The sequence below is a fragment of the Clavibacter michiganensis genome (assembly GCF_002151125.1).
Taxonomy (GTDB): domain Bacteria; phylum Actinomycetota; class Actinomycetes; order Actinomycetales; family Microbacteriaceae; genus Clavibacter; species Clavibacter michiganensis_C.
This window is the reverse complement of sequence record NZ_MDJZ01000015.1, coordinates 64,433-77,277: the sequence shown is the minus strand read 5'-3', so window position 1 is coordinate 77,277 and position 12,845 is coordinate 64,433. Positions and strand designations below refer to the sequence as shown.

Below are 12,845 nucleotides of genomic sequence, written 5' to 3'. Positions count from 1 at the left end.
CCCGCCCGCGGCCCCGGCTCAGCCGCCGAGGGCGATCGGCTGGGTCGTGGGCCGCTGCCCGTCCGCCCGCCCGCGGGATCCGCGACGGTGCCGGTCCAGCCCGAAGCTCGCGAGCGCGATGAGGAGCCCGGCCACGCTGAGCCCCACGCCCACGAGCGCGGGCGACGTGTAGCCGAAGCCTGCCGCGACGGTGACCCCGCCGAGCGCGGCGCCGACCGCGTTGCCGGTGTTGAGAGCCGAGTGGTTGAGCGCCGCGGCGATGGACTGCGAGTCGTGCGCGACGTCCATCAGGCGGATCTGGATCCCGGGCGACAGCGCCGCCGCCGACCCGCCGATGAGGAAGAGGAACGCGAAGAGCCCCACCGGATTCGACGCCGTGAGCACCAGGCCCACGAGCGATGCGATCAGCAGCCCGAAGAGCGACAGCAGAGCGGCCTTCACGTCGCGGTCCGCCCACCAGCCGCCCGCGAGGTTGCCCGTGGTCATGCCGAGGCCCACGACCACGAGCGCCAGGGGCACCGACCACTCGGGCAGCCCCGTCACCTCGGTGACCATGGGCGACACGAACGTGTACACGGCGAAGAACCCGCCGAAGCCGATCGCCCCGATGAGGAGCGCGAGCCACACCTGCACCCGCGTGAAGGCCCGGAGCTCGCGCCGCAGCGTCGCCTCGGGGTTGCCCGCCTGCGCGGGCACGGCGAGGAAGACGGCGACGAAGGTGGCGGCGAAGATCGCGGCGACCACGAGGTAGGCGATCCGCCAGCCCGCGTTCTGCCCGATCCACGTGACGATCGGCACGCCGATCACGTTGGCGATGGTGAGCCCCGCGAGCACGAAGGCGACGCCGCGGGCGCGCTTGCCCTCCCCCATCAGCTGCGCGGCGACGAGCGACGCGATGCCGAAGTAGGCGCCGTGCGGCAGCCCCGCGACGAAGCGGGCGAGCACGACGAGGCCGAAGCTCGGCAGGATCGCGCTGAGGACCGTGCCGAGCGTGAAGGCCAGCAGCAGCCAGAGCAGCAGCTTCCGGCGCGGCGCCCGGGCCGACGCGGCCGCGATGGTCGGGGCGCCCACCACGACGCCGAGGGCGTACGCGCTGATGAGCGTGCCGGCCTGCGCGTTGGCGGCCTCCGTCGAGCGCGCGGCCACCTCGGGCAGGAGGTCCGCCGCGAGCTGGGGCAGGAGCCCCATCGCGACGAACTCGGTCGTCCCGATGGCGAATCCGCCCATCGCGAGGGCGAGCAGGGCGACGCGGACGCGAGCCGGCGACAGCGTCGCCTGCCCGGATGAGGGGGGATTCACCCGACGAGCCTACCGGTGGTCGGGATCCGGGCCGGGGCGCTGTCCCCCGCGTCAGGCGTCGGTGCCGCGCGCCTCGAGCGCCTGCTCGAGGCGGTCGAGCTTGCCCGTCAGCTCCCCCTGGTAGCCGGGCCGGATGTCCGCCTTCAGCACGAGGGACACGCGCGTGCCGAAGGGCGCGACGGCCTCGGTGGCGCGGCGGACGACGTCGAAGACCTCGTCCCAGTCGCCCTCGATCGTGGTGAACATCGAGTCGGTGCGGTTCGGCAGGCCGGACGCGCGGACGACGGCGACCGCGGCGGCCACGGCGTCGTGGACGGACGCGTCGGGCGCGTCGCCCCCGCTGGGTGCGACGGAGAAGGCGACGAGCATGGGGACCCCCGGGATCGACGGCGGCGGTGACCCGGGCGGGCGCCCGGCCGGCGACCGGCTGTGCGCCCAGGCTACCGACGGCGGTGCGGCCTGTGGAGGGACGCCGATGCCGAGGTCGGCTCCCCGGGAGACTCCTCGGGTACTTGAGAGTTCAAAGGACGGTGGGCAGCAGCTCCGCCGTCCTCATCGCACGGAGGAGCAGCGCCATGGACAGGAAGACGAAGATCACCATCGGGATCGCGGGAGGCGTGGTCGTGCTCGTCGGCGCCTTCGCGGCGTTCGGGGGCCCGATCTACAAGCAGCTGGCGGGCACGCCGGACGCCGCACCCACGCTCGCGTCGACGCCGGCGGCGGGCGGCGCCCTCGGCGACCTGTCCGGCGACTGGACGGTCGGCGGATCCTCGTACGCCGGCTACCGCGTCGACGAGGTGCTGAACGGCACGCCCGTCACCGTGAACGGACGGACGGACGCCGTCACCGGCGACATCACGGTCGCCGGATCGCAGGTCACTAAGGGCACCATGACGGTCGACGTGACGGGGATCCACACCGACCAGCCGGCGCGTGACGCCTACTTCCAGGGCGAGGCCATGAAGACGGGTGACTTCCCCACCGCCACCTTCACGCTCACGCAGCCGATCGCCGCCGACGGCGTCGAGGCCGGCGTCCCCGCCACCTACGACGTGACGGGCGACCTCACGCTGCACGGCGTGACGAAGCCGGTGACCGCGCAGATGCAGGCGTCCTTCACCGCGGACGGCGGGCAGATCGTGGGCTCGATCCCCATCACGTTCCAGGACTTCGGCGTCGAGGCTCCGAGCCTCGGCTTCGTGACGGTCGAGGACCACGGCTCGGTCGAGTTCTCGCTCGACGTGGCGAAGGCCTAGCCCTCCGGATCCCCGGCCAGCGTCTCCCGCACGGCCCTCGGCATCGCCTCCGCGACGTCGAGTGCCGTGATCGGTCCGCCGCCGGACGCGAGGTCGCCCGCCCGCCCGTGCAGCCACGCCGCGGCGGCCGCGACCTCCGCGAGGTCTGCGAGGGGATCCCGCGCCTCGGCGATCGGCGCGGACGCCCCCGCGAGGAGCGCGCCCAGCACGCCGCCCAGGACGTCGCCCGAGCCGGCCGTCGCGAGCCAGGGCGTCCCCGCGCGCACCGCGATCCGCGCGGATCCGCCGACCACCAGCGTCGTCGCGCCCTTCAGCAGCACGCAGACGCCGAGCTCCCGTGCCGCGCGCTCGGCCCAGCCCGGGGCGTCCCCGGCGATCTCCTCCGCAGAGGCCCGGATCCCCGCGCCGTCCAGCAGCCGCGACAGCTCGCGGAAGTGCGGCGTGACGACCACGGGTCCCGTCGCCCGGCCCACGAGGTCGAGCGCGCCGGCGTCGACGACCGCGGGCAGGCCCTGCTCGAACGCGGCGACTATCGCGTCGGTCGCCGCCTCGTCGCGATGCGCCCGGTCCATGCCGGATCCGACGAGCCACGCCTGCACGCGCCCGTCGGCCGTGACGACCTCGGGGCGCCGGGCGAGCACGGAGGCGGAGGCGCCCGCGGGCCCGAGGTACCGGATCATGCCGACGCCCGTGCGCGCCGCTGCCTCGACGCCGAGGACCGCCGCACCCGGGTAGCGGTCGGAGCCCGTGCGGACGCCGAGCACGCCGCGCGTGTACTTGTCGTCGTCGTCCCGCGGGAGACGGATCGCGCGGCGCGTGCGACGGGCGTCCTGCCGGATCCAGCCGTCGGGTGCGTGGTCGTGGTGCGCGTCGCTCATCCCCTCACGATAGGCGGGCGGGAATGCGGCGACCGCGGCGGGCCTTGGGACGATGGGGCCACCGTCGCCCTCCGCCCGTCCCCGCGCGCCGCGCCTCCTCACCGGATCCGCGGCCGCCCGCCTGGAAGGATCCCCATGACCACGTCCCCGCTCTTCGAGCCGATCACCGTCCGCGGCGTCACCGCCCGCAACCGCATCTGGGTCGCGCCGATGTGCCAGTACAGCATCGACGCGCGCGACGGGATCCCGGGCGCGTGGCACCTCGCGCACCTCGGCTCGTTCGCGCGCGGCGGCGCGGGCCTCGTGATGGCCGAGGCCACGGGCGTCAGCCCCGAGGCGCGCATCACGCCCGAGGACACCGGCATCTGGGACGACGCGCAGCGCGACGCGTGGAAGCCCATCGTCGACTTCATCCACGGGATGGGCGCGGTCGCCGCGATCCAGCTCGCGCACGCCGGCCGCAAGGCCTCCACCTACTCCTTCTCCGGCCGCGGCACCATGCCCGCCGCGGAGGGCGGCTGGGAGACCGTCGCCCCGTCGGCCGAGCCGTTCCCCGGCTACGGCACGCCCACGGCGCTCGACGCGGACGGGCTCCGCAAGGTGGTCGACGACTTCGCCGCCGCCGCACGCCGCTCGGTCGACGCGGGCTTCGACGTGCTCGAGATCCACGCCGCGCACGGCTACCTGATGCACCAGTTCCTCTCGCCCCTCAGCAACCACCGCGACGACGAGTTCGGCGGCAGCCTCGAGAACCGCGCGCGCCTGCTGATCCAGGTGATCGACGCCGTGCGCGCCGAGGTCCCCGACGTGCCGCTGCTGGTGCGCTTCTCCGCCACCGACTGGGCGGGCGACGCGGGCTGGGACGAGCAGCAGACGGCCACGGTCGCCGGCTGGGCCGCCGAGCACGGCGCCGACTTCTTCGACATCTCCACGGGCGGCAACACCACGGGCGTCACGATCCCCGTCGCCCCCGGCTACCAGGTGCCCTTCGCCGAGTACGTGAAGGAGCACGCGAAGGTGGCGCTCAACGCCGTCGGCCTCATCACCGAGCCCGCGCAGGCCGAGGCGGTCGTCGCCGAGGGCCGCGCGGACGCCGTGATGCTCGGCCGCGAGATGCTGCGCGACCCGCACTTCGCGCTGCGGGCCGCGCACGAGCTGGGCGTCGAGATCGACTACTGGCCCAAGCAGTACGACCGCGCGCGCTGGGCCGCCTGACCCGACGCCCCTCCTCCACGCACGACGGCGCGGCACCCGATGCGGGTGCCGCGCCGTCGTGCGTGCGGATCAGATGCGCCGGGTGGCGTCCTGCACCTCGCCGACGAGCTCCTCGATGATGTCCTCGAGGAACAGCACGCCCGTCGTCTCCCCCGCCTCGGTGAAGGCGCGGGCGAGGTGCGCGCCGGACCGGCGCATCATCGCGAGGGCGTCCTCGAGCTCGGTGCCCTCGAACACCGACACCAGCTGCCGGATCCGCTTGGCCGGCACCGGCCGCACGAACTCGTCGGCGTCGTCGAGGTCGATGACGTCCTTGAGGTGCAGGTAGCCGGTCGGCTCCCCCGCCTCGTCGACGATCACGTAGCGCGAGAAGCCGTGGCGGGCGACGGCGCGCTCGACCTCCGACGGCGACGCGGTCTCGGGCAGGCTGACGAGCGCGCCCAGCGGGATCGCGATGTCCTGCACCTTCTTGCCCGTGAACTCGAACGCCGCCGTCAGCGCGCCCGTCCGGTCCTCCAGGAGCCCCTCGCGCGTCGACTGGTCGACGATGCCCTGCACCTCGTCCAGGGTGAACGCGCTCGCGGCCTCGTCCTTCGGCTCGACCTTGGCCAGGCGCAGCACGCCGTTGGAGATCCCGTTGAGGGCGACGATGAGCGGCTTCACGACGCGCGCGATGCCGACGAGCGGCGGCGCGAGCAGCAGGGCCGCCCGGTCCGGCACCGAGAACGAGATGTTCTTGGGCACCATCTCGCCGAGCACCACGTGCAGGAACGACACGATCAGGAGCGCGATGACGAAGGCGATCGTGGAGATCGCCTCCTCCGGCAGGCCGGTCGCGCCGAGCGGGATCTCGAGCAGGTGGTGGATCGCCGGCTCGGACACGTTGAGGATCAGCAGCGAGCACACCGTGATGCCGAGCTGCGTCGTCGCGAGCATGAGCGTCGCGTGCTCCATGGCGTAGAGCGTGACGCGCGCGGCGCGGCTGCCCTCCTCGGCGCGCGGCTCGATCTGCGACCGCTTCGCGGAGATGACCGCGAACTCGGCGCCGACGAAGAAGGCGTTGACGGCGAGCAGCACGACGAGCGCGATGATCCCCCCGGCGTACTCACCCACGGGACGGCTCCTTCCTCATGGCGGCGCGTTCCGCGTCCGCCTGTCGTCCGGCCTCGCGGTCGGCCTGCCGCTCGGCCTGGCGGTCCGCCTGGCGCTCGGCGCGCGTGGTGCCCACCGCGGTGGCGACGGGCTCGGGGACGGGCGTGAAGCGGATCCGGTCGATGCGCCGGCCGTCGAGGCGCTCGACCCGGAGCGTGCCGGTCTCGAGCTCGAGCTCGTCGCCCACGACGGGCAGGCGCCCGAGCTCGCTCATGATGAAGCCCGCCGCGGTCTCGTACGGCCCCTCGTCCGGGATGCGCAGGCCCGTGCGCTCGAGGAGCTCGTCGGGCCGCAGCATGCCGGGGAACGTCAGCGAGTCGCGCGAGCGGACGACGCCCGCTCGGGTGCGGTCGTGCTCGTCGGCGAGCTCGCCCACCAGCTCCTCGACCAGGTCCTCGAGCGTCGCGACGCCGGCGGTGCCGCCGTACTCGTCGACCACGACCGCCATCTGGAACCCGCGCCCGCGCAGCTCGCCGAGCAGGTCGTCGAGCTTCATGGTCTCGGGCACGCGGATCGCCTCGGACTGCAGCGCGGTGACGGGCACCTGCGCGCGCTTCTCGCGCGGCACGGCCACGGCCTGCTTCACGTGCACGAGGCCGATGACGTCGTCGACGCCGTCGTCCGTGACGGGGAAGCGCGAGTAGCCCGTGGTCATGGCCAGCTCGATCACGGTCTGCGCGCTGTCGGTGCGCTCGACCGACTTCACGCGGAGGCGCGGCGTCATGACGTCGGACGCCGTGAGGTCGGCGAAGCGGAGCGTGCGGCTGAGGAGCATCGCGGTGTCGTCCTCGAGGAGGCCGGCGAGCGCGGATCGACGGACGAGCGAGGAGAGCTCCTCGGCGCTCCGGGCGCCGGACAGCTCCTCCTTGGGCTCGATGCCGACGAGCCGCAGGATCCCGTTGGCGCTGTTGTTGAGCAGCAGCACGGCGGGCTTGAACACCGTGGTGAACAGCGCCTGGAAGGGGATCACGAGCTTGGCCGTCTCGCGCGGCAGCGCCAGCGCGAAGTTCTTCGGCACGAGCTCGCCGATGATCATCGACAGCAGGGTCGCGACGACGAGCGCCACGACGGTCGAGACCGGCGGGACGAGCCCCTCGGCCAGGCCGGCCGACGTGAGCGGGCCGGCGAGGAGCAGGCTGAGCGCCGGCTCCATCGTGTACCCGGTGAGCAGCGTCGTCAGCGTGATGCCGAGCTGGGCGCTGGAGAGGTGGGTCGAGGTGATGCGCAGCGCGCGGATGGGCGGCCCGAGCCGCTTCTCCCCGCGCTCCTGGCGCTTCTCGAGGTCGGATCGGTCCAGGTTGACGAGCGCGAACTCGCTGGCCACGAAGAGGCCGGTGCCGAGGGTCAGGAGGAGACCGACGGCGAGGAGGAGCCATTCATGCAAGGGGACGGCTCCCGGGCGCCGGGCGCACGGCCGGCTTCAGTCGGAGGGGCGCGCGCAGCGGGGGTCTATGAGCAGGAGGAGGGTCGTCCATCGTCCGTCGAGCATACCGGCGCTCACCAGCCGACCGGCAGCGGCTTGCCCTCCTCGTAGCCCGCCGCGGACTGGATCCCGACGGCCGCGCGATCGGCGAACTCGGCCCGCGTACGCGCCCCGGCGTAGGTGAAGGCGCTGCGGACGCCGGACGTGATCGTGTCGAGCAGGTCCTCGAGGCCGGGGCGGAGCGGGTCGATGCGGATCCGGCTGGTGGAGATCCCCTCGGCGAACAGCGTGCGGCGTGCGAGCTCGAAGGCCTCGCGCCGGCCGAAGCGCTCCTGGACGGCGCGGGTCGACGCCATGCCCCAGCTCTCCTTGGCGAGCCCGCCGTCGTCGTCGACCAGGAGCCGGCCGGGCGACTCGACGGTGCCCGCGAACCAGGATCCGATCATCACGCTCGCGGCGCCCGCGGCCAGGGCCAGCGCGACGTCCCGCGGGTACCGCACTCCCCCGTCCGCCCAGACGAGGGCGCCGGCGGCGCGCGCGGCGTCGGCCGTGTCGAGCACGGCCGAGAACTGCGGCCGGCCGACGGCCGTCATCATGCGCGTGGTGCACATGGCGCCGGGGCCGACGCCGACCTTGACGATGTCGGCGCCCGCCTCGACGAGGTCGCGCGCGCCCTCGGCGGTGACGACGTTGCCCGCGACGAGCGGCACGTGCGGGTCGAGGGCGCGCACGTCGCGGATCGCCCGGAGCATCGCCTCCTGGTGCCCGTGCGCCGTGTCGAGGACGAGCACGTCGACGCCGGCCGCGAGGAGCGCGCGGGCGCGGCCGACGGGATCGCCGTTCACGCCGACCGCGGCGCCCACCGCCAGGCGCCCGCGGCCGTCGACCGCCGGAGCGTAGACGGTCGAGCGCAGCGCGCTGCGGCGGCTGAGCGTGCCGACCAGCCGGCCGTGGGCGAGCACGGGCGCGAAGTCGATCCCGGCGGCGTGCATGAGGTCGAAGGCGGCGCGGCCGGTGGGCACGTCGTCGGCGTCGAGGGAGGCGAGGGCGCCGTGCGGCAGGTCGCCGAGCCGGGTGCCGTCGGGCACGCCGGCGAGCTGCGTGCCCTCGAGGCAGCCGACCATCTCGCCGTCCGCGTCGCGCAGCACGATCCCGTGGCCGGCGATGGGCGGGAGCAGCTCGCGCGCCTGGCCGGCGGTCGCGTCGGGCGGCAGCTCGAGCGGCGAGTCGTAGGCGACCGGCTGGTCCTTGACCCGGTGGATCGCGGCGTCGAGCTCCTGCGGGCGGAGGTCCTGCGGCAGGATCCCGATGCCGCCGCGCCGCGCGAGCACGGCCGCGAGGCGCGGGCCGGTGACGGATCCCATGTTGCTCGCGACGACGGGGATGGTGCACGGCGTGCCGTCGACCGGGGCGAGGTCGACGTCCATCCGACTGGCGACATCCGACCGGCCCGGGCTCAGGAACACGTCCGAGTAGGTCAGGTCGTGGGCGGGAGCCTCTCCGGTGAACCTCATGCCCCGACGCTAGACCGCCGTCCGGGCGCGCGCCAGGCCGCCGACGAGGCGGCGCTCCCGACGCGCCGTCCCCGAGGCGCTGTCCCCGACGCGCCGCTCCCGTCAGCCCGACCGGAGGAAGGTTTAGGCTGGGTCATCGTGGACGCGCGGACGCGAACGGGCCGCGCGAGGCAGACGACCAACAGCAAGAGAGCGGGCGATCAACTGTGTCGAGCCAGGTGACTGGTACGGGGACCGATGACGGTTCCACGGGCGACTTCGGAGCCAACGAATGGCTCGTCGACGAGATGTACGAGAGGTTCGTGGTCGACAGGGACTCCGTCGACCGCAGCTGGTGGCCGATCCTGGAGAACTACCACACCACCGTGATCGAGGGCCGCGAGGCGGACCCGGCCACGGGCGACCAGACGGCCGAGGCGCAGATCCCCGACGGGGAGAGCTCCTCCGCCCCGGCGTCGACCAACACGGGCACCCCGGCATCGACGCCGGCCCCCGCGTCGGACGGCCAGCCCGACGCGCAGGCGCAGCAGCCCGCCACCGGATCCCAGCCCGCCGCGCGCACCACGAGCATCGCGCCGAAGCAGCAGCCGATCCCCGCCCAGGCCCCCGCGAAGGCGCCGGCCAAGAAGGGCGCGGAGCCCACCCCGCCCGGCGAGGACGAGGTGTCCCCCCTGCGCGGCATGGCGAAGTCGCTGGCGACCAACATGGACGCGTCGCTCACCATCCCGACCGCGACGAGCGTCCGCACGATCCCGGCGAAGCTGATGATCGACAACCGCATCGTCATCAACAACCACCTGAAGCGCGCCCGCGGCGGCAAGGTCTCGTTCACGCACCTGATCGGGTGGGCGCTGATCCAGGCGCTCAAGGAGTTCCCGAGCCAGAACGTGCACTACGACGAGGTCGACGGCAAGCCCAGCGTCGTCTCCCCCGCGCACATCAACCTCGGCATCGCCATCGACATGCCGAAGCCCGACGGCACGCGCGCGCTCCTCGTCCCGAGCATCAAGGGCGCCGAGGCCATGACCTTCGGCGAGTTCCTGTCGGCGTACGAGGACCTGGTGAAGAAGGCGCGCTCCAACAAGCTCGCCGCGGGCGACTTCGCCGGCACCACCATCTCCCTCACCAACCCGGGCGGCATCGGCACGGTCCACTCCGTGCCGCGCCTGATGAAGGGCCAGGGCGCCATCATCGGCGCCGGCGCCCTCGAGTACCCGGCCGAGTTCCAGGGCTCCTCGCCCAAGACCCTCGTCGAGCTCGGCATCGGCAAGACCATCACGCTCACGAGCACCTACGACCACCGCGTCATCCAGGGCGCGGGCTCGGGCGAGTTCCTCAAGATCGTGCACGAGCGCCTCATCGGCCAGCACGGCTTCTACGAGGACATCTTCGCGGCGCTCCGCATCCCGTACGACCCGATCCAGTGGGCCACCGACATCAACGTCGACCTCTCCGAGCGGGTCTCCAAGACCAGCCGGGTGCAGGAGCTCATCAACGCGTACCGCGTCCGCGGCCACCTCATGGCCGACATCGACCCGCTCGAGTACCAGCAGCGCACGCACCCGGACCTCGAGATCACGAACCACGGGCTCACCTTCTGGGACCTCGACCGCGAGTTCGTCACCGACGGCTTCGGCGGCCGCCGCCAGGCGCTCCTCCGCGACGTGCTCGGCATCCTGCGCGACTCGTACTGCCGCACCATCGGCATCGAGTACATGCACATCCAACAGCCCGACGAGCGGCGCTGGATCCAGGGCAAGGTCGAGCAGCCCTACGCCAAGCCCACGCACGACGAGCAGATGCGCATCCTCTCCAAGCTCAACGAGTCGGAGGCGTTCGAGACGTTCCTGCAGACCAAGTACGTCGGGCAGAAGCGCTTCAGCCTCGAGGGCGGCGAGTCCACCATCTCGCTCCTCGACACGCTCCTCCAGGGCGCGGCGGACCACGGGCTCGACGAGGTCGCGATCGGCATGGCCCACCGCGGCCGTCTCAACGTCCTCACCAACATCGCGGGCAAGAGCTACGGACAGATCTTCCGCGAGTTCGAGGGCACGCAGGACCCCCGCACCGTGCAGGGATCCGGCGACGTCAAGTACCACCTCGGCACCGAGGGCACCTTCCGGGGCGTCCACGGCGAGGAGATGCCGGTCTACCTCGCGGCGAACCCGTCGCACCTCGAGGCCGTCAACGGTGTGCTCGAGGGCATCGTCCGCGCCAAGCAGGACCGGAAGCCCATCGGCTCGTTCTCGGTCCTGCCGATCCTCGTGCACGGCGACGCGTCCATGGCCGGCCAGGGCGTGGTCTTCGAGACCCTCCAGCTCTCGCAGCTGCGCGCGTACCGCACGGGCGGCACGGTGCACATCGTGATCAACAACCAGGTCGGCTTCACCACGCCGCCGTCGGAGTCCCGCTCGTCGGTGTACTCGACCGACGTGGCCAAGAGCATCCAGGCGCCGATCTTCCACGTGAACGGCGACGACCCGGAGGCCGTGGCGCGCGTCGCGCACCTCGCCTTCGAGTTCCGCCAGGAGTTCCACAAGGACGTCGTCATCGACCTCGTCTGCTACCGCCGCCGCGGCCACAACGAGGGCGACGACCCGTCGATGACGCAGCCGCTCATGTACAACCTCATCGAGGCCAAGCGCTCGGTGCGGAAGCTGTACACGGAGGCGCTCGTCGGACGCGGCGACATCACGCAGGAGGAGTACGACGCGGCGCAGAAGGACTTCCAGGACCGTCTGGAGCGCGCCTTCGCGGAGACGCACGCGGCGCAGACCTCGTCCATCCCCATCCAGACCGAGGACGCCGGGGCCATCGCGGACCTCGAGCGCCCCGACTCCCAGCAGGACGACGGACACGGCGAGCCCGAGACCACCGGCGTCTCCGAGTCCGTCGTCCACGCGATCGGCGACGCCCACGACAACCCGCCGCAGGGCTTCTCCGTCCACCCCAAGCTGCAGGCGCTCATGCGCAAGCGGCTCGAGATGAGCCGGAGCGGATCCATCGACTGGGCCTTCGGCGAGCTCCTCGCCATCGGCTCGCTGCTGCTGGAGAACACGCCCGTCCGCCTCGCCGGCCAGGACTCGCGCCGCGGCACGTTCGTCCAGCGCCACGCGGTGCTGCACGACCGCGACAACGGCCAGGAGTGGCTGCCCCTCGCGAACCTCAGCGACCGCCAGGCGCGGTTCTGGATCTACGACACGCTGCTCAGCGAGTACGCGGCGATGGGCTTCGAGTACGGCTACTCCGTCGAGCGGCCCGACGCGCTGGTCCTCTGGGAGGCCCAGTTCGGCGACTTCGCGAACGGCGCGCAGACCATCATCGACGAGTTCATCTCCTCGGCCGAGCAGAAGTGGGGCCAGCGCTCGAGCGTCGTGCTCCTGCTGCCTCACGGCTACGAGGGCCAGGGTCCCGACCACTCCTCGGCGCGCATCGAGCGGTTCCTGCAGCTCTGCGCCGAGCAGAACATGACGGTCGCCCGCCCCTCGACGCCCGCGTCGTACTTCCACCTGCTGCGCCGCCAGGCGTACTCGCGTCCCCGCCGTCCGCTCGTGGTCTTCACGCCGAAGGCGATGCTGCGGCTGCGCGGTGCCACGAGCGACCTCGAGGCCTTCACCTCGGGCCGCTTCGAGCCGGTGATCGACGACGTGCGGATCGAGGACCGCGGCGCCGTCCGCCGCGTGCTGCTCCACTCGGGCAAGGTGCACTACGACCTGCTCGGCGAGCTGGAGAAGCGCCAGGACACGTCCGTCGCCCTCGTGCGGCTCGAGCAGTTCTACCCGTTCCCCGAGGAGCAGGTGAAGCGGGTCGTCGAGTCGTACCCGGACGCCGAGGTCGTGTGGGTGCAGGACGAGCCGGAGAACCAGGGCGCGTGGCCGTTCGTGCACGTCGAGCTCAGTCGGGTCCTGCCCGACCGCGCGGTGCGGGTCGTCTCCCGTCCCGCGGCGGCATCGCCCGCGGCAGGCTCCAGCAAGCGCCACGCGACCGAGCAGACGGACCTGATCGCCCGCGCCACCGCCGAGTGATCCGGTAGGGCGCCTGCCCGTACGACGAGAGGCCCGATCCCCTGGGGATCGGGCCTCTCGTCGCATCCGCGGAGCCTGCCGAC

Annotated in this window: 9 protein-coding genes; 3 read left to right on the top strand and 6 right to left on the bottom strand. The window is 73.0% G+C overall.

Features of this window, described 5'->3' with window-relative positions:
• Window positions 1-18 precede the first annotated feature (18 nt).
• Both BFL37_RS08190 and BFL37_RS08185 read right to left on the bottom strand, forming a co-directional pair.
• Window positions 19-1,299 (bottom strand): MFS transporter, encoded by a 1,281-nt coding sequence (locus BFL37_RS08190; protein ID WP_086514644.1) that lies wholly within the window; start codon window positions 1,297-1,299, stop codon window positions 19-21.
• Window positions 1,300-1,350: 51 nt separating this feature from the next.
• Window positions 1,351-1,668, bottom strand: a complete 318-nt coding sequence (locus BFL37_RS08185; RefSeq protein ID WP_086514643.1) for a thiamine-binding protein — start codon at window positions 1,666-1,668, stop codon at window positions 1,351-1,353.
• Window positions 1,669-1,874: 206 nt separating this feature from the next.
• Here BFL37_RS08185 and BFL37_RS08180 point away from each other — a divergent pair, with 206 nt between their 5' ends.
• Window positions 1,875-2,555 (top strand): YceI family protein, encoded by a 681-nt coding sequence (locus BFL37_RS08180; protein ID WP_086514642.1) that lies wholly within the window; start codon window positions 1,875-1,877, stop codon window positions 2,553-2,555.
• Here the strand turns inward: BFL37_RS08180 and BFL37_RS08175 are convergent.
• The gene (locus BFL37_RS08175) at window positions 2,552-3,433 is read right to left on the bottom strand and encodes an ADP-dependent NAD(P)H-hydrate dehydratase (protein WP_241533917.1); all 882 of its coding nucleotides are present in this window, start codon (window positions 3,431-3,433) and stop codon (window positions 2,552-2,554) included. The two genes, BFL37_RS08180 and BFL37_RS08175, sit on opposite strands and share 4 nt — an antisense overlap.
• 135 nt (window positions 3,434-3,568) lie before the next feature.
• On the opposite strand from BFL37_RS08175, the gene BFL37_RS08170 reads away from it, so the two are divergent.
• Window positions 3,569-4,648 carry an NADH:flavin oxidoreductase/NADH oxidase gene (locus BFL37_RS08170; protein WP_086514641.1) on the top strand — a complete coding sequence of 360 codons (1,080 nt, stop codon included), beginning with the start codon at window positions 3,569-3,571 and terminating at the stop codon, window positions 4,646-4,648.
• 69 nt (window positions 4,649-4,717) lie between these two features.
• Here BFL37_RS08170 and BFL37_RS08165 read toward each other — a convergent pair whose 3' ends face one another.
• The 3 genes from BFL37_RS08165 to BFL37_RS08155 form a co-directional block, all read right to left on the bottom strand.
• Window positions 4,718-5,761 carry a hemolysin family protein gene (locus BFL37_RS08165; protein ID WP_086514640.1) on the bottom strand — a complete coding sequence of 348 codons (1,044 nt, stop codon included), beginning with the start codon at window positions 5,759-5,761 and terminating at the stop codon, window positions 4,718-4,720.
• A complete protein-coding gene (locus BFL37_RS08160; protein WP_086514639.1) occupies window positions 5,754-7,184 on the bottom strand; it encodes a hemolysin family protein in 1,431 nt (476 codons plus the stop codon). Before BFL37_RS08160 ends, BFL37_RS08165 begins: the two co-directional genes overlap by 8 nt.
• Window positions 7,185-7,297: 113 nt before the next feature.
• On the bottom strand, window positions 7,298-8,737 hold the full coding sequence (locus BFL37_RS08155) for a GuaB1 family IMP dehydrogenase-related protein (RefSeq protein ID WP_086514638.1): 1,440 nt from the start codon (window positions 8,735-8,737) through the stop codon (window positions 7,298-7,300).
• 206 nt (window positions 8,738-8,943) lie between these two features.
• Between BFL37_RS08155 and BFL37_RS08150 the strand changes: the two genes are divergently transcribed.
• Window positions 8,944-12,762 (top strand): multifunctional oxoglutarate decarboxylase/oxoglutarate dehydrogenase thiamine pyrophosphate-binding subunit/dihydrolipoyllysine-residue succinyltransferase subunit, encoded by a 3,819-nt coding sequence (locus BFL37_RS08150; protein WP_086514637.1) that lies wholly within the window; start codon window positions 8,944-8,946, stop codon window positions 12,760-12,762.
• The last annotated feature ends 83 nt before the right edge of the window (window positions 12,763-12,845 follow it).

Excerpts from the sequence above, each read along its gene's own strand:
- BFL37_RS08180 (WP_086514642.1), top strand. The coding sequence starts at position 1,875 with ATGGACAGGAAGACGAAGATCACCATCGGGATCGCGGGAGGCGTGGTC.
- BFL37_RS08175 (WP_241533917.1), bottom strand. The coding sequence starts at position 3,433 with ATGAGCGACGCGCACCACGACCACGCACCCGACGGCTGGATCCGGCAG.
- BFL37_RS08155 (WP_086514638.1), bottom strand. The coding sequence starts at position 8,737 with ATGAGGTTCACCGGAGAGGCTCCCGCCCACGACCTGACCTACTCGGAC.
- BFL37_RS08170 (WP_086514641.1), top strand. The coding sequence starts at position 3,569 with ATGACCACGTCCCCGCTCTTCGAGCCGATCACCGTCCGCGGCGTCACC.
- BFL37_RS08185 (WP_086514643.1), bottom strand. The coding sequence starts at position 1,668 with ATGCTCGTCGCCTTCTCCGTCGCACCCAGCGGGGGCGACGCGCCCGAC.